General features: G+C 62.4%; 16 protein-coding genes. 15 read left to right on the forward strand and 1 reads right to left on the reverse strand.

Annotation, left to right across the window (positions count from 1 at the left end):
* Positions 1-33: 33 nt before the first annotated feature.
* From DTX69_RS20465 to DTX69_RS20530, 14 genes are all read left to right on the forward strand, one after another.
* Positions 34-2,343, forward strand: a complete 2,310-nt coding sequence (locus DTX69_RS20465) for a penicillin acylase family protein (protein WP_162917395.1) — start codon at positions 34-36, stop codon at positions 2,341-2,343.
* On the forward strand, positions 2,340-3,578 hold the full coding sequence (locus DTX69_RS20470) for a threonine ammonia-lyase (protein ID WP_119303403.1): 1,239 nt from the start codon (positions 2,340-2,342) through the stop codon (positions 3,576-3,578). Before DTX69_RS20465 ends, DTX69_RS20470 begins: the two co-directional genes overlap by 4 nt.
* Before the next feature lie 89 nt (positions 3,579-3,667).
* The gene (motA, locus tag DTX69_RS20475) at positions 3,668-4,528 is read left to right on the forward strand and encodes a flagellar motor stator protein MotA (RefSeq protein ID WP_119303404.1); all 861 of its coding nucleotides are present in this window, start codon (positions 3,668-3,670) and stop codon (positions 4,526-4,528) included.
* A 10-nt stretch (positions 4,529-4,538) separates the two neighbouring features.
* A complete protein-coding gene (gene motB / locus DTX69_RS20480; RefSeq protein ID WP_119303405.1) occupies positions 4,539-5,558 on the forward strand; it encodes a flagellar motor protein MotB in 1,020 nt (339 codons plus the stop codon).
* A gap of 114 nt (positions 5,559-5,672) precedes the next feature.
* On the forward strand, positions 5,673-6,176 hold the full coding sequence (locus tag DTX69_RS20485) for an RDD family protein (protein ID WP_119303406.1): 504 nt from the start codon (positions 5,673-5,675) through the stop codon (positions 6,174-6,176).
* Between the two features lie 63 nt (positions 6,177-6,239).
* Positions 6,240-6,995, forward strand: a complete 756-nt coding sequence (locus DTX69_RS20490; protein ID WP_119303407.1) for an arginyltransferase — start codon at positions 6,240-6,242, stop codon at positions 6,993-6,995.
* 134 nt (positions 6,996-7,129) lie between these two features.
* On the forward strand, positions 7,130-8,236 hold the full coding sequence (locus tag DTX69_RS20495; RefSeq protein ID WP_119303408.1) for a TRAP transporter substrate-binding protein: 1,107 nt from the start codon (positions 7,130-7,132) through the stop codon (positions 8,234-8,236).
* A 168-nt stretch (positions 8,237-8,404) separates the two neighbouring features.
* Positions 8,405-9,664 (forward strand): polyamine ABC transporter substrate-binding protein, encoded by a 1,260-nt coding sequence (locus tag DTX69_RS20500; RefSeq protein ID WP_284735953.1) that lies wholly within the window; start codon positions 8,405-8,407, stop codon positions 9,662-9,664.
* A gap of 246 nt (positions 9,665-9,910) precedes the next feature.
* Positions 9,911-11,035, forward strand: coding sequence for a polyamine ABC transporter substrate-binding protein (locus tag DTX69_RS20505; RefSeq protein ID WP_162917396.1), 1,125 nt, complete (start codon positions 9,911-9,913; stop codon positions 11,033-11,035).
* Between the two features lie 73 nt (positions 11,036-11,108).
* On the forward strand, positions 11,109-12,269 hold the full coding sequence (locus DTX69_RS20510) for an ABC transporter ATP-binding protein (RefSeq protein WP_119303410.1): 1,161 nt from the start codon (positions 11,109-11,111) through the stop codon (positions 12,267-12,269).
* A gap of 8 nt (positions 12,270-12,277) precedes the next feature.
* Entirely contained in the window at positions 12,278-13,225 is a 948-nt protein-coding gene (locus tag DTX69_RS20515) for an ABC transporter permease subunit (protein WP_119303411.1), read from the forward strand.
* Entirely contained in the window at positions 13,222-14,073 is an 852-nt protein-coding gene (locus DTX69_RS20520; protein ID WP_119303412.1) for an ABC transporter permease subunit, read from the forward strand. The genes DTX69_RS20515 and DTX69_RS20520 overlap by 4 nt, the downstream gene beginning before the upstream one ends.
* 18 nt (positions 14,074-14,091) lie before the next feature.
* Positions 14,092-14,997, forward strand: coding sequence for an N-carbamoylputrescine amidase (gene aguB / locus DTX69_RS20525; protein ID WP_119303413.1), 906 nt, complete (start codon positions 14,092-14,094; stop codon positions 14,995-14,997).
* Positions 14,998-15,003: 6 nt separating this feature from the next.
* Positions 15,004-15,978, forward strand: coding sequence for a small ribosomal subunit Rsm22 family protein (locus DTX69_RS20530; protein WP_119303414.1), 975 nt, complete (start codon positions 15,004-15,006; stop codon positions 15,976-15,978).
* Positions 15,979-16,010: 32 nt separating this feature from the next.
* Here the strand turns inward: DTX69_RS20530 and DTX69_RS20535 are convergent, their stop codons facing one another.
* Positions 16,011-16,313: a hypothetical protein gene (locus DTX69_RS20535; RefSeq protein WP_119303415.1), complete on the reverse strand. Its 303-nt coding sequence runs from the start codon at positions 16,311-16,313 to the stop codon at positions 16,011-16,013.
* Here DTX69_RS20535 and DTX69_RS20540 point away from each other — a divergent pair.
* Positions 16,312-17,013 carry a serine hydrolase domain-containing protein gene (locus DTX69_RS20540; RefSeq protein ID WP_119303416.1) on the forward strand — a complete coding sequence of 234 codons (702 nt, stop codon included), beginning with the start codon at positions 16,312-16,314 and terminating at the stop codon, positions 17,011-17,013. The two genes, DTX69_RS20535 and DTX69_RS20540, sit on opposite strands and share 2 nt — an antisense overlap.
* The last annotated feature ends 113 nt before the right edge of the window (positions 17,014-17,126 follow it).

Here is a 17,126-nt window from a genome sequence, read left to right on the forward strand (position 1 = left end):
CAGCCGATCCCCCGTTCGAGAGTCAGGCATTGGGTGGGACGTGGGCTGCTGGCCATTGCCGTCTTGCTGGTCGCGGCGATCGGCTTCGGAGCGTGGACGGTGCTTGGTTCCTTGCCGAAGATTTCAGGCGAGGTCAGGATCGCCAATCCTTCCCTGTCGGCGCCCGTGACGGTCGGACGCGACGGCGCTGGCGTCGTCACGATCACCGCCCAGAGCGAGCACGACGCGCATTTCGCGCTCGGCTTCGTGCACGCCCAGGACCGGCTGTTTCAGATGGAGCTGATGCGCCGCCTGGTCACCGGCCGATTGTCGGAGCTGTTCGGTCTGCGCACGCTGAAGACCGACAAGCTGATGCGCCTACTGGGTTTGGCGAAACAGGCGGAGGCTCAGTATGAGGCCGCCTCGCCTGACCTGCGGGCGGCGCTCGATGCGTATGCGGCGGGCGTGAACGCCTATCTCGACTGGCATAGCTTTCCATTGCCGCCGGAGTTCCTGCTGCTGCAGTTCGAGCCGGAGCCCTGGCGGCCGGCCGACAGCCTGTTGTGGGGGCGCCTGATGGCCTGGCAGCTTTCCGGCAACGGCGGCCAGGAGATCGAGAACGAGCGCATCCGCCGCGTGGTGAACGCCGATCTGCTTCCGCTGCTTCTTCGCGAAGAGAGCAAGCAGGTCAGCTTGCCCGGCCTCGCGCCGACGCGCAGCGCTTCCAACAATTGGGTGATAGCGGGAGCGCGCACGGCGAGTGGATCTCCGATCCTGGCCAATGATCCGCACCTTTCGCTGACGGCGCCGGAAACCTGGTACATGGCCCGGCTATCCATGCCGGATGACGTGCGCGTGGGCGCGACTGTCCCCGGCATTCCGTTCTTGGTGATCGGCAGCAACGGCCATGTGGCCTGGGGCTTCTCCACCACCCACAGCGATACGCAGGATCTGTTCGAGGAACACCTATCGCATGGTCTTCAGGACCATTACGACACGCCGAGCGGCCCTGTGCCATTCGAGGTGCGGCGCGAGGTCATCAAGGTCAAGGGCAACGCGGATGTCACCTTCAAAGCCCGCTGGACGCGCCACGGGCCGCTGATCAGCGACCTTGAGCCGGAGCGCTATCTGCATCGACGCTTCTCGCTCGCCTGGACCGGTTTCTTGCCGAGCGACCGCACGCCGGAGGCCTTCGTCAAGATGAACCACGCCAGGAATGCCGCCGAGTTCAAGGAGGCATTGCGCGACTTCCATACGCCGCAGCAGAACGTGGTATTTGCCGACACCGCCGGCAACATTGGCTTCGTTGCCGCGGGCCGCGTGCCGGTGCGGCAGAACATCTCGAATGAGTCGCTGTTTCCAGCACCGGGATGGATCGACGATTACGCCTGGACCGGTACCCTGTCCTTCGATGACCTGCCACAGATCGAAAATCCGCCGGACGGCACGATCATCACCGCCAACAATGACATCCGGCCGCCGCGCTACTTCAAGTTCCTCGGGCTCAGTTTCGACCGGTCCTACCGGCGCGACCATATCAACTCTCTGCTCGAGCAGACGCCGAAGGCCACGCTCGAAGACATGCAGCGCATCCAGCTGGACGATTTCTCGGGGCCTCTGTTCAACTTCGTGAAGACGAACTTGCCCGACGTGAAGCCATCGGTCCCAATCGACATTGCCGCTGCCATGTCCGGGTGGAACGGCCACATGGTGGCCAACCGTCCCGAGCCCTTGATCGCGACCGCCTGGCTCTACGCCACCGCGCGGCGCATCCTTGCCGACGAGATGGGCGGCGAGACGTTCAAGAATTGGTGGTTCTGGCAGGTCGACATCCTGAAGGATGTCATGAGCAAGGAGCGATGGTGCGACGATCGCGAGACCCCGACGCGGGAAAATTGCCGCGATATCCTACGTGCCGGGTTCGCCGAAGCCCTTGAAGCGCTGCGCGCACGCTATGGCGCGGATTGGCGGTCATGGTCCTGGGGAAGCGCCCACGAGGTCCAATTCCGCCATCCGGTCTTCGCATCGCTACCCTACATCGGCAGCTATCTGGTGCCGAAGGTGGCGGCACCGGGTGATCAGTTCACGATCAATCGCGGTGGTGTCTCTGTCGGAGCCGACGGCGCGCGGTTCGCGGACGTCCACGGACCGGGCATGCGCCTCGCAGTCGATCTGAGCCGCCCCGGCGCGCCGGTTTTCAATCTGGCAGGCGGACAATCCGGTCACCCGCTATCGTCCCACTACAGCGATCTGCTGCCGGAATGGGCGACAGGGATGTACCGAACCTTCCAGAATCCGGCCGAGGATGTCCTGATCCTGCGGCCGCATCAGAAAAAAGCGGGGACGGAGGAAGCCAAGCCATGAACGGGATCGTCCGGCCCACGATCGACGACCTGCGCCGCGCAGCGGATGCGATCAAGGGCCACGTGGTGCGCACGCCCTTCGTGTCCGCGCCTCGCCTCGCCAAGCAGCTCGGGCTTGCCTCCCTGCGGCTCAAGCTCGAGAACCAGCAATTCACCGGATCCTTCAAGGACCGTGGCGCGTATTACAAGCTGAAAAGCCTGTCAGCAGACGAGGCCAAGCGCGGTGTCATCGCGATGTCAGCGGGCAACCATGCCCAGGGCGTCGCGTATCATGCGCAGCGCCTCTCCATCCCGGCGACCATCATCATGCCCGAGCAGACGCCCTTCACCAAGATCGAGCGCACAGCGAGTTACGGCCCGCGTGTCATCCTGAAGGGCGACAGCATCGACGCGGCGGCGATCTATGCGCGTGAGCTGGCCGCCAAGGAGAACCTCGTCTTCGTTCATCCCTACGACGATCCCTACATCGTCGCTGGCCAGGGCACCATCGGCCTCGAGATATTGGAGGATGATCCCGATCTCGACTTCCTGGTGATTCCGATCGGCGGCGGCGGATTGATCGGTGGCATCTCGACCGCCATAAAGGCGCTGAAACCCGGCATCGAGATCTATGGCGTCGAAAGCGATCTCTATCCCTCCATGCATCACGCGATCAACGAGATTCCGCCGGCCAATGGCGGCCAGACCTTGGCAGACGGCATTGCCGTCAAGTCGCCCGGCGCGCTGACGCGGGCGATCGTGGAGGAGAACGTCCGCGAGGTCCTGCTGGTGGACGAGATGGCGGTGGAACAGTCCGTCGGCATGCTGATCGAGACCCAGCGCATCGTCGCCGAGGGTGCCGGTGCTGCCGGCATCGCCGCCATCCTGTGTCATCCCCCCGCCTTCAAGAACTGCAAGGTCGGCGTAGTGATCGGCGGCGGCAACATCGATTCGCGACTGCTGTCGCAGATCCTGATGCGAACCCTGGTCATGGATGGCCGGATGGCGACACTGCGGATCGAGATCATCGACCAGCCCGGTGTCATGTCGACCATAACGAAAGTGATAGGCCAGACCGGCGGCAACATCATGGACATCACGCATCACAGAATGTTCATCGATCTGCCGGTCAAGCGCGCGGAGGTCGACGTCCTGGTCGAGACCCGCAACGCTAACCATGTCGCCGAGATCATCGAAAAGCTTGAACAGGCTGGATTTTCCACACGCAGATTGAGCAGCCGGTCGGGCGAAGGATGAACGGTCGCAGTTCTGACCTAACCAAGTCTTAACTAAGTTCCGGGCATCTTGCCGAGCAGGTAAATGCTTGTTTCGGTTGGTCGTTCAGCATGTTCGTCATCATCGGCGCCGTGGTGGTCGTGGTGTGCGTCTTCGGCGCCTACGCCGTGCATGGCGGCCATCTTGCCGTGCTGTTTCAGCCAGCTGAATTCGTCATCATTCTGGGCGCCGCGATCGGCGCCTTCATCATCGGCAACACCAAGACCAACATCAAGCAAACGCTCAAGGGGCTGAAGCGCGCGCTCAAGGGACCGACCTACAGGAAGTCCGACTACGTCGAGCTCCTCAGTGTGCTCTATCAGATCTTCAAGCTCGCGAAGACGAAGGGCATGCTGGCGCTGGAACAGCACGTCGAAAAGCCCGACGAGAGCGCGCTGTTCAGTCAGTTCCCCAATTTCCAGAAGGATCATCATGCGGTCGAGTTCCTGTGCGACTACCTGCGCATGATGACTCTGGGCACGGAGAACGCGAACGAGGTGGAAACGCTGATCGACGCGGAGCTGGAGACGCATCATCAAGAGCTTCACGGTGCCTCGCACGCGATCCAGAGCATGGCCGACGGAATGCCGGCCCTTGGCATCGTCGCCGCGGTTCTCGGTGTCATCCATACGATGGGATCGATCACGGAGCCGCCGAAGGTCCTGGGTGAGCTGATCGGCGCCGCGCTGGTGGGCACCTTCTTCGGCGTGCTTTGCTCGTACGGATTTGTCGCGCCGCTGGCCAATATCATCAAGGGCGTCGATGAGGCCGACGCGAAATACTATCAATGCATGAAGGCCGGGCTGCTCGCGCACATGCAGGGCTATCCCCCGGCCGTCTCAGTCGAGTTCGCGCGCAAGGTCCTGCTCTCCACCGAACGGCCGAACTTCTATGAAGTGGAGCAGGCGGTGAGCGCGCTGCCGCCGGTCTAGGAATCAGGCCGTGGCTGACGAACGTCCGATCATCGTCAAGCGCATCAAGAAGGTTGAAGGCGGCCATCATGGCGGCGCCTGGAAGGTCGCCTATGCCGACTTCGTCACGGCAATGATGGCCTTCTTCCTGCTGCTCTGGTTGCTGAATGCGGTGACCGAGGAGCAGAAGAAGGGCATCGCGGCCTATTTTCGCCCGACGCTCGCCGTCCAGAACACCTCCGCCACCTTTACGATTCTAGCGGGGCAGGCCCAGCCGATCGAGGACCTGTCCGGCGGCGCTTCGCAGCAAACGGAGGACGAGGAAGACGAAGAGCAGGCGATGCAACAGGCACCCGCCACCGGCGAAGGCGACCGTCCGCAGACTTACGAGGGAGAGCAGCCCGACATCGGCAGAGGCAATGAGCCGGAACCGGGCAAGGGCGAGAAGCCGGTCGATCTCGAGGAAGCGGAGGCTGCAGTCGCCGCCAACGAGCGGAAACAGCTGGAGCAGATCAAGAACGACATCAAGAACGCGATCTCGGAGGATCCTGAGCTGAAGGAACTCGAGAAGAACTTGAAGATCGATCAGACGGAGGATGGCATTCGGATTCAGCTGCTCGACCAGGAGAAGATTTCGATGTTCCCGTCGGGCAGCGCAGTCATGAACCCCCGCAGCAAAGAGCTGCTGGAAAAAGTGGCAGAGGTGGTCAAGAGCCTGCCCAACAAGATAGAGATCTCCGGGCATACGGACGCGAAGCCCTATCCGGGCAGCCACGGCTACACTAATTGGGAACTCTCGGCAGATCGTGCCAACGCCTCGCGGCGCGTCCTGGTCGCAGCCGGCATCAGTGCCGACCGGTTGATCCAGATCAGAGGCCGCGCCGACACCGACCCATTCGTGGAAGCGGATCCCTTCGACCCGCAGAACCGCCGCATCAGCATCGTCCTGCTGCGCGAGCCACGGCCGGCTCAAGCCCCCTCCGAACCTGCGGCGTCCTCCGCAGCGGAGTTGAACACCCGATCCGGCCCGCCCGCGGAGCTCGTCCCCTAGGGGTGGCCGCGCGCCCGCAGTGCAGGCTCAACAGATTGAGTAGCCTCTTGCAAATGCTGCCATGTCCCTCAATATGGAAAGGCAATTCAATTCTCGTTCGAGAAGGCGGTTGAAGTGACCGAACGCAAGCTTCCCACCATCGTGCTCGGCAGAACGAGTGCGCACTCGGACTCGCCGGGCGACGGAGCCATTCACGACCCCCTCGTGCACCCGGACCTCTACGAAGGCGTCGCGCTTCGGCGGACGTTCGCCTTCCTCCTGGACATGATCTTGCTGGGCCTTGTCCTCGCGATCGCGTTCATCCCGATTGCGATCACGGTCATTACCGTGCCGGTCGCCGCCTTCCTGCTGGCCGTTATCTACGATGTCCTCACCATCGGCGGCTCCGCCTCGGCAACGCCGGGTATGCGCGTCTTTGGGCTAAAGGTCATCACGTGGGCTGGTGGCCGGCCCGACAATCTTCAGGCGCTCCTGATGTCGGCCATGTTCTGGGTCGTCTACTCGTTCACCGGCTGGCTAGCGGCGATAGTGGCCTTCCTAAACCCACGCTGGCGCTGCGCCCACGACTTCCTCGCCGGAACCGTGGTGGTTCGAGCGAGTGCCTGGCCAGGCAAATAGCTAGTCCAGACAATACGCTAGCACCGCTGGCGCAACAGGCTGGAATTGCGGTATTTTGTCGCTATGAGCGTGCTTGGCCGCGGCTTTCCGATCCCGTTCCTGGTCACCACCGAGGTGCCCTGCCCCTACTTGCCTGATCGGATGGAGCGCAAGGTGATCACCGAGCTCTCCGGCGGCAATGCGCCCGAACTGTTCGAGCTTCTGTCCCACGCCGGATTCCGCCGCAGCCATTCCATCGCCTATCGCCCTGCTTGCTCCGGCTGCCAGGGGTGCGTCCCGGTACGCATCCCGGTCGCGGAATTCGAGCCGAACCGCACGCAGCGCCGCATCGGACGGCGGAACCGTGATCTTGTGGCGCGCATTCGCGACAACGTGCCGACCCAGGAGCAGTTCGAGCTGTTCGTGCGCTATCTCGAGGCGCGCCACGCCGATGGCGAGATGGTCGGCATGGGGCCCCAGGATTACAGCAGCATGGTTGCCGACAGCCCGGTGGATACTCGCATGATCGAGCTGCGCGATCCCCGCGGGAAATTGGTGGCCTGTTGCCTGACCGATTGGAACAGGGATGGCATCTCCGCCGTTTACAGCTTCTACGAAACTGCGCGACCGGATCTCAGCCTGGGAGTCTATGTGGTGCTATGGCTCGTCGAAGAAGCCAGGCGCCGCGAGTTGCCATTCGTCTATCTCGGCTATTGGGTCGAGAATAGCCGGAAGATGGCTTACAAATCCGGCTTCCGGCCGCTGGAGGGATATGGTCCAGGGGGGTGGCGGCGTTTGGAGCACGGCCCTGCCCAGCCCACGTCATCGGCCTGTGAGTAGAGGTCTTTTGCAACGGCATATGCCCTGCTAGGTTCGCGCCGCAACGGAAGGTCGGCGTAACGCCCGAGTCAGGCGGGCGCACGTCGGCGACGGCGGGCAACAGGCTCTGTCTTTAAATTGTGAGGTCTTCGGGCATGAAACGTCGCAACTTCCTGACTAGCGCCGGACTGGCGGCAGGTGCGACAGCACTCGGATCCGCCCTGGCGAAGCCCGCGATCGCTCAAGATCGGTTGGAATGGAAGATGGTGACGGCGTGGCCGAAAGGTCTGCCTGGCCTCGGGACCGGCGCTGAGCGCTTGGCCGAGCGCATCACCAAGACATCCAACGGCCGGCTCAACGTGAAGGTCTTCGTCGCCGGCGAGCTGGTAGGACCGTTGGGTTGCTTTGACGCAGTGTCCCAGGGCCAGGCGGAGATGGGCCATGACGCCAGCTCGTATCACATCGAAAAGCTGCCGGCCGCCGGCTTCTTCAACTCCATGCCGATGGGACTGACCGCCGGCGAGCTGAACGGCTGGGTCTATTTCGGGGGCGGACAGGAGCTGTGGGACGAGCTCTATGCTCCGCACAACGTGAAGGCGTTCCTGGCCGGCAATACCGGCGCGCAGATGGGCGGCTGGTTCCGCAAGGAAATCCGCTCGGTCGCGGATCTCAAGGGCTTGAAGTTCCGCACAACGGGGCACGGCGCACAGGCGCTGGCCAAGCTCGGCGTCGAGGTCGTGCAGCTTTCCAACAGCGAGATCTTCTCCAATCTACAGTCCGGCGCGATCGACGGCGCGGAGTGGGTCGGCCCCTATAACGACCTGTCGCTCGGCTTCTACAAGATCACCAAGCTCTACTACTGGCCTGGCTTCCAGGAGCCCGGCGCCGCCCTGCAGCTCATGGTGAACAAGGGCAAGTTCGAAGCCTTGCCGGATGAGCTGAAGCAGATCGTCGCCGCCTGCTGCGGCGCCGAGAACGACATGATGCTCGCCGAGTTCAACGGCCGCAGCCCTGCCGCACTCTCCTCGCTGATCAACGAGCACGGCGTCCAGCTCAAGCAGTTTCCCCGCGATGTGCTGGTCGCCGTCGGTCAAGCTTCCGGTGAGGTACTGGAGGAGCTGCTCGAGGGCGGCGACGAGATTACACGCCAGATTGCGTCTTCCTATCTGCGATATCGCCAGGATGCGATGCGATATACGCGCATCGCGGAGACGGCCTTCACCACGGCACGCTCATACAGATTCGACTTCCCGAAGGGGTGATGGCGCCCGTTCAAAGTGAATGGATGTTAACGAGCGCGCTGTTGACAGCCCCAGAGCGGCTGGGGACACTGCGCCAGTCAGCGTAACAAAAGACTCACAAACTCAGGCTGTTCTGGCCTGATCGACAAAGCGAGACCGGGAAAACTCACGCGTGACTTGGAGGTAATCGTGAAATTCACACGTTTCGGCGTGGTCGCGTTCATATCGGCCCTGCTGCTGGCCGCATGCGGCGAAGAGAAGAAAGAGGAGCAAGCGGCGGCGCCAGCACAAGAACAGCCGGCTCAGGAGCAGCCAGCTCAGCCAACCCAGGAGCAGACGGCAACTACCGAGCCACCGTCAACGGCACCTGCCACCGGCGATCAACAGGCCGCAACCAGCGAGCCTGCGGCGGCGGCCGGCTCTGGCGGCGAGCTCAACGTCTACAACTGGTCGGACTATATCGGCGAGACGACGGTCGAGGATTTCCAGAAGGAGACCGGCATCACCGTCCGCTACGACGTCTATGATTCGAACGAGACGCTGGAAGCCAAGCTGATGGCTGGCAATACCGGCTACGATCTCGTGGTGCCGAGCGGCTCGTTCCTCGGCCGCCAGATCCAGGCTGGCATCTACCAGGAGATCGACAAATCGAAGCTGACGAACTACGGCAATCTGGACCCTCAGATCCTGAAGGCACTCGAGTCGTTCGATCCTGGCAACAAGTTTGGCGTGCCGTATTTCTGGGGCACCGTCGGCATCGGCTACAACGTCGACAAGGTGAAGGAGCGGCTGGGCGAGAATGCGCCCGTCGACAGCCTCGATCTGCTGTTCAAGCCGGAGAACGCGTCCAAGCTGCAGGACTGCGGCATCGCCATGCTCGACGCGCCGTCGGACATGTTCCAGACGACGCTCAACTATCTGGGCAAGGATCCGCACACGAAGTCGGAAGAGGACTATGCCGCGGTTGAACAGATGTTCGCGGGCATTCGCCAGTACGTGAAGTACTTCCACTCCTCGCAATACATCAACGACCTGGCGAACGGCGAAGTCTGCGCTGTCATCGGCTGGTCGGGCGACGTGTTCATCGCCGCGGATCGCGCGGAGGAAGCCCAGAACAACGTTACGATCGAGTACACCATTCCGAAGGAAGGCAGCCTGCTCTGGGTCGACTCCCTTGCGATCCCCAAGGACGCGAAGAACGTCGAGAATGCTCACAAGTTCATCGACTACCTGCTGGATCCGCAGGTCGCGGCCAATGGCGTCAACTATGTGAGCTACGCCAGCCCGAACACCGCAGCGCTGGAGTTCGTCGAGCCCGACATCAAGGACAATCCGGCGATCTATCCGACCGAGGAAGTTAAGAAGAACCTGTTCCCGGACGCGCAGGCCGACCCCGAGTTGGAGCGGTTACGCACCCGGACTTGGACCAAGATCAAGACCGGTCAGTAAATCCGCCGGTTGCCATGAAACTCGAAGGGTCCCGCCTTGCGGCGGGACCCTTTCCTCATGTGCAGGATGAGGTTTGTTCCCGCATGAACCGGCGTTCATCATTGAATGAACGTTCAAATTTTCGCGCTGCGAGGCGGGGGAGCGGTTGACAGCCCGGATTGCGCCCCGCCATAGTTACGAAAACGAGAGTCCGGCCCAATAAGGCGGCAAACCGCCATGCAAGCCGGCGCAAGAAGGGAGAGTCGCATGTCTGGATCTGCACGCGCGGCCAAGCCGGCGCCGATGGTGCTTGTGGCCGTATCAGTCGCCGCTCTCGCCGCAATCTGGCTGCCGCCAGACGCCCGCGCCGAAGGCGAACTCAACATCTACAACTGGTCGGACTATATCGGCGAAACCACCGTCGCCAACTTCGAGAAAGAATACAACGTCAAGGTTCGCTACGACACCTATGACGGTAATGAAACCCTGGAAGCCAAGCTCGTTGTCGGCAACACCGGCTACGACATCGTATTCCCCTCCTCCTCTTTCTTCGCCCGCCAGATCAAGGCTGGCATCTATCGGAAACTCGACCGCTCCAAGCTCACCAACTGGAGCAATCTCGATCAGTGGGTGCTGAAGCAGCAAGCTGGCTACGATCCCGGCAACGTCTATGCGGTGCCGTATATGTGGGGCACCAACGGCTTCACCTACAACGTCGACATGATCAAGGAGCGCATGCGCGATGCGCCGACCGACAGTCTGCGCATGATCTTCGATCCGGAGGTGGTTTCTAAATTCCAGGATTGCGGCGTCAGCTTTCTGGATTCGCCCGAGGATGTGATCCCGCTCGCCCTCGCCTACATGGGCGAGGACCCGACCTCGCAGAATCCGGACGACATCGTGGCGGCCATCGACATGCTGATGAAGGTCCGGCCGTATATCCAGCTGTTCGACTCCCAGCAGTATCTCAACGCCCTGCCCAATGGGGATCGCTGCCTCGCCATGACGTGGTCCGGCGACTATGCCGTCGCAGCCGCGCGGGCGGAGGAGGCCGGGATCGAAATCGACCTCGCTTATACCGTTCCGAAGGAGGGCAGCAACATCTGGTTCGACGCGATGTTGATCCCCAAGGATGCGCCGAACCAGGAGAACGCGCACCTGTTCCTGAACTACATGCTGCGGCCCGACGTGATCGCCGAATGCACGAACTACACCTACTACGCCAACGGCAACAAGGCGGCGCGCCCGCTGGTTCTGCCGGAGATCCTGGAAGATCCAGCGATCTACCCGGACGAAGAGACCCAGAAGCGCATGTTCCCGAGCGTCGTGCGCAATGAGGAGATCCAGCGCGTGATCACACGCGAATGGACCCGATTGAAGACGGGCCAGTGATGGTAAGAGTAACGGCGTCGGGGCGCTGCTGCGAGGCGCCGCCGACGGGGGAAGTGAGCAACTAGGGGATATCATGGCCGCAGTCGAGAAGACGACGAAGCAACCGCAGAACAAGCACGTCAGCGCACCGTGGAACGATCCGAAGGCAGAGCCCTATATCCGGATCGAGAATGTCACCAAAAAATTCGGCGAGTTCGTCGCCGTCAATAACGTCTCTCTCAACATCTATCGCGGCGAGCTGTTCTCGCTCCTCGGCGGATCAGGATGCGGCAAGACCACCCTGCTCCGCATGCTGGCCGGCTTCGAGGTGCCGACTGCGGGCAAGATCTATATCGACGGGGTCGACATGGCCGGCATCCCGCCGTACGACCGGCCGACCAACATGATGTTCCAGTCCTATGCGCTGTTTCCGCATATGACGGTCGAGCAGAACGTGTCCTTCGGCCTCAAACAGGACAAGTACCCGGACTCGGAGATCAAGCAGCGCGTCGCTCACATGCTGGAGATGGTGCAGCTGATGCCCTTCGCCAAGCGCAAGCCGCATCAATTGTCCGGTGGCCAGCGCCAGCGCGTCGCTCTCGCCCGCTCTCTGGTGAAGCAGCCGAAGCTGCTGCTGCTTGACGAGCCGCTCGGTGCGCTGGACAAGAAGCTGCGCGAAGCGACGCAGTTCGAGCTGATGAATATCCAGGATCGCCTCGGCATCACCTTTATCGTGGTGACCCACGACCAGGAAGAGGCGATGACGCTTTCGACGCGCATCGGTGTCATGAACGAGGGTCAGATTGTGCAGACCGGCACGCCGCAGGAGATCTACGAGTATCCGCAGAGCAAGTTCGTGGCGGACTTCATCGGCTCCGTGAACCTGTTCGAAGGCCAGATCATAGAGGACGAGCAGGATCACGTGCTCATCCGCTCGGATGAGGCCGGCGGCGACATCTATATCGATCATGGGATATCCAGCGCGCCCGGCGCCCGGGCCTGGGTCGCGATCCGGCCGGAGAAGATCCGCCTGACCAAGCAGGACCTGAACGAGCCGCACAATTGCCTGAGCGGCGTGGTCAAAGGCATTGCCTATATGGGCAACCTGTCGATCTATCTGGTGCAGCTCGACAGCGGCAAGCAGATCAAGGTGACCATGCCGAACCAGGTGCGCGCCGCCGAGTTCATGATCGATTGGGACGACCGCGTTACCATCACCTGGCACGCCAACAGCCCCGTCGCTCTGCTGAGCTGAGGCGCAGAATGGCTGCCACCGACATCGTCCGCGCCAGCCGATTGCCGGCCTCGGGCTGGCTTGAAAGCTTGCTCAGCCGGCTTGGCATCAGCGGCCGGACTCTGGTCATCGCCATCCCGTTCCTGTGGCTGCTGCTCTATTTCTTCCTGCCGTTCCTGATTGTCCTGAAGGTCAGCCTCGCCTTCATCGCGATCGCACAGCCGCCCTATACGCACTACGACGCCGCAGGAAACTTCGTCCTGAACATCGGGGATAGTTACGGTCGCCTGGTCAAGGATGCGCTCTACATCAAGGCCTACCTGAACTCGCTGATGGTCGCGGCCATCTCGACCCTGCTCTGTCTGTTCATCGGCTATCCCTTCGCGTACGGCATGGCCCGTTGCCACCGGTCCGTCCGCAATATTCTGCTGATGCTAGTGATCCTGCCGTTCTGGACGTCGTTCCTGATCCGCGTCTATGCCTGGATCGGCCTGCTCAAGAACAACGGCCTGATCAACGAATTCCTGATGTGGCTCGGCTTGATCGACTCGCCCATCGGCATGATGAACACCAACTTCGCGGTCTATCTGGGCATCGTCTATTCCTACCTGCCCTTCATGATCCTGCCGCTCTACGCCAACCTCGAGAAGATGGACATGTCGCTGATCGAGGCGGCAACGGATCTTGGTTGCAAGCCGCTGAAAGCGTTCTTCCTCATTACGGTGCCCTTGAGCTTCCCCGGCATCGTCGCAGGCAGCATGCTGGTCTTCATCCCTGCGGTCGGCGAATACGTCATTCCCGAGTTGCTGGGCGGACCGTCGAGCCTGATGATCGGCCGCATCCTCTGGGGCGAATTCTTCAGTAACCGCGACTGGCCGACGGCATCGGCGGTTGCCATTGCCATCCTATTGGCGCTGGTCGTGCCGTTGATGTTCTATCAAAAGTACCAGGACAAGGAGATGGCGAAGGAATCATGACCAACCGGCTCTCCTGGTTCATCATTTTCTGGCTGATCGCTGTCTTCGCGTTCCTGTACGCGCCGATCATCTCGGTCGTGGTCTATTCGTTCAACGCATCCAAGCTGGTGACCGTGTGGGGCGGGTGGAGCGTCAAATGGTACGGCGCGCTGGCAAACGACCGTCAGATCATCGATGCCGCCATCCTGAGCCTGGAGATCGCGGCGATCAGCTCCACGCTTGCGACGATCCTCGGCACCATTGCCGGTTACGTGCTGGTGCGGTTCCCGAAATTCCTGGGCAGGACGGCCTTCTCCGGCATGGTCAGCGCGCCGCTGGTCATGCCGGAGGTCATCACCGGCCTCTCGATGCTGCTCCTGTTCATTTCCATGGAGCAGTTGATCGGCTGGCCGCAGGGCCGCGGCTTTACCACCGTCATCATCGCGCACGTTACCTTCACCTTGTCCTATGTGGCCGTGGTGATGCGGTCGCGCTTTCTCGTGCTGGATCTTTCCTTGGAGGAAGCCGCGCAGGACCTGGGCGCCCGGCCCTTGAAGGTGTTCTTCGTCATCACCCTGCCGATCGTCTTGCCCGCCATCATCTCCGGCTGGCTGCTTGGTTTCACGATCTCGCTCGACGACCTGGTCATCAGCTCCTTCACGAACGGGCCCGGTACGAGCACCCTGCCTATGGTCGTGTTCTCCAAGGTGCGCCTCGGCCTCGATCCGAAGATCAATGCGCTGGCCACCATCATCATCGCGATCGTGGCCATCGGCGTCATCATCGCGACCGTCCATATACGGCGCCTGGAACGGCAACGCCAACGCGACGAGCAAATGGCCATGCGCGCCATTGCAGCTCAGGCCTGACCGCTTTAGAACGGGCGCATGAGCACCAACAGAGAGCCGCGCCGGATCACCGTTGCCGCCAGCCAGATGGCGTGCGACTGGGACATTGACGCCAACATCGCACGCGCGGAGCGCCTGGCGCGCAAGGCGGCCGAACAGGGCGCCAACATCATCCTGCTGCAGGAGCTGTTCGAGACGCCCTATTTCTGCATCGAGCAGGATCCGAAGCATTTCGCCCTGGCGACGACGCCGGAGGAGAATCGCGCCATCCGGCATTTCCGCCCGATCGCGAAGGAGCTGAACGCCGTCATCCCGATCAGCTTCTTCGAGCGCGCCAACCGGGCCTTCTTCAATACCACCGCGATCATCGACGCCGATGGCGAGGTGATGGGCTTCTATCGCAAGAGCCACATCCCCAACGGGCCCGGCTATCAGGAGAAGCACTACTTCAATCCCGGCGACACCGGCTTCAAGGTGTGGAACACGCGGCATGGGCGCATCGGGCTCGGCATCTGCTGGGACCAGTGGTTCCCCGAGACAGCCCGCTCCATGGCGCTGATGGGCGCCGAACTCCTGCTGTTCCCGACCGCCATCGGCACCGAGCCGCCGCCGGCGCCGCCGTACGATTCACGCGACCACTGGCAGCGCACCCAGCAGGGCCACGCGGCCGCCAACGTGATGCCGCTGGTCGCCTCCAACCGCATCGGTGTCGAACGCTCCACGCAGGATCCGGAAGGCAACTGGCTGCGTTTCTACGGATCCTCCTTCATTGCCGATCATAGCGGCGCCAAGGTCGCCGAAGCGCCGGAGGACCAGGAGGCGGTCGTGACCGCCACCTTCGACCTCGCCGAGATCCGCGCCTACCGGGAGAGCTGGGGCATCTATCGCGACCGCCGCCCGGACCTCTACCAGCCGATCCTGACCCTGGACGGCGGTCCGCGGTGAAGTTCCATGCAGCTGCCGCCTTCCCTGCGCGAGGCGATCGACCGGGAGCTGGAAGGCACCGCACTGCGCGATCTGGCAGGCGCGGCGGACGTCCTGTCGCAGCGCTATCGTGCCGAGCTGCGCGACGGCAGGTTGCACGTCAACGATGACCTTGCCGCTCGCGCTTATCTGACGACACGCCTGCCGGCGACGTTTGCATCAATCTCCGCCGCTCTTGGCGCCGTCGCCGAAACACGTCCGGATTTTGCGCCGCAGACGCTGCTCGATGCCGGCGCCGGCCCCGGCACGGCGATCTGGGCCGCCGCTCAGCGCTGGGACAGCTTGCATGATGCTCTGGCGATCGAAGCCAGCCCGGTCATCCGTGCTGTTGGCGAGCGGCTCTCGCACGCTCTCGCGGTTGATCGTACGGCATGGCTGACGCGGCGACTTGAGGACGGCCTCGCCGACCTTGCCGAGAGGGACCTGGTGCTGCTCGCCTATGTGCTGGTTGAACTGTCGCCGTCCATGCACGATTCCCTGATCAAGCAGCTCTGGCGCCTCACGGCCGACACGCTGGTGATTGTCGAGCCCGGCACGCCCGAGGGCTGGATCCGCATCCTTGGAGCGCGCGATCTGCTGATCGGCGCGGGTGCGCACCTGTTGGCGCCGTGCCCGCACCATCACACCTGCCCGCTCGTGCGGCCCGACTGGTGCCACTTCTCCGCCCGCCTGCCCCGCTCACGCCTGCACCGCGAGGCCAAGGGCGGCACCGTGCCGTGGGAGGATGAGAAGTTCATCTATCTGGCGGTGGCACGACAGCCTGGCATCCACCCGGAAGCGCGCGTCATTGCGCCGCCTCATGGCAGCAAGGCAGCGGTCACGTTGAAGCTGTGCCAGAAAGATGGTCATGTCGCGGAACAGTCGTTTGCAAAGCGAGACGGCGCATCGTTCAAGACGGTTCGTAAGCTGAGGTGGGGAGACGTCCTGTTGGCTGAGAGCTGAATGCCTTTGATTTTTGGGGCGCAAACGCAGGATCATCGCGACTCTGGAAACGACATTCCGGCATTCATCAAAAAGGAAAGCGCACGGTGACCAGCGATATTCAGCCTCCGGACTTGGCCGATGGGTGGCCAGTATCGTCGCCTGAGAGCCTGGGTCTCGATGGCGACCTGATCCGCGCCATCGGCCCGCACTTCGAATCCTGGACCGATGCCAACGCCCACGCCATCCTGATCGCCCGCCACGGCAAGCTGGTCTACGAGCACTACTTCACGGGCGACGATCAGGTCTGGGGCAAGCAGCTTGGCCGCGTGACCTACGACGCCGCGAAGCTGCATGATCTCCGGTCCGATCACCAAGAGCGTTACGTCACTGCTCGTCGGGATCGCCATCGACCGCGGATGGCTCGGGAGCCTGGAGGAATCCGTATTTACGTTCTTTCCGGAGCATGCCGATCTGCGCACACCGGAGAAAGAGCGCATCAGCCTCTCGCACCTGCTGACCATGTCGACCGGCTGGGCCTGGAACGAGGACCTTCCCTATCGCGATCCACAGAACAGCGAACGCCTGATGACCGATGCGCCGGACCGATGCCGGTACGTGCTGGAACAGCCGCTCATCAGGCCGCCGGGGCGAACCTACAACTATAATGGCGGAGCGACGGCGCTCTTGGCTGAAATCCTGTGCAGAGCTTCCGGCCGGCCGATCGACATCCTGGCGCGACAGGAACTGTTCGATCCGCTCGGCATCAGTGACGTGGAGTGGATCCGGTATGGTGATGGCACGCCAGTCGCCGCATCGGGCCTCAGGATGCGGCCGCGAGACTTGCTGAAGATCGGGCAGCTCGTGCTGTGGAAGGGCACGTGGCAGGACGGGCAGATCGTGCGCCGCTCCTGGATCGAGGAATCTACGGCGCCCCACATCAACGGCGAGGGCCTGTTCTTCTATGGCTATCAGTGGTGGCTGGGGCGATCTCTGGTGAATCGGCAGGAAGTCAAATGGGTGTCCGGGACAGGCTGGGGCGGCCAGCGCCTCTAGAGCACGTTTCCCGAAGTGTGAATCTGGTGGGGATTCCCAGCTGGGGTGATTTGTGATTCAAGATGCTGACTGGGGTGGAGGCCAGCATCGATGTCACGACCCTATTCACTGGA

Origin of the sequence: Dongia deserti (assembly GCF_003574735.1) — a bacterium.
GTDB classification, from domain to species: domain Bacteria; phylum Pseudomonadota; class Alphaproteobacteria; order Dongiales; family Dongiaceae; genus Dongia_A; species Dongia_A deserti.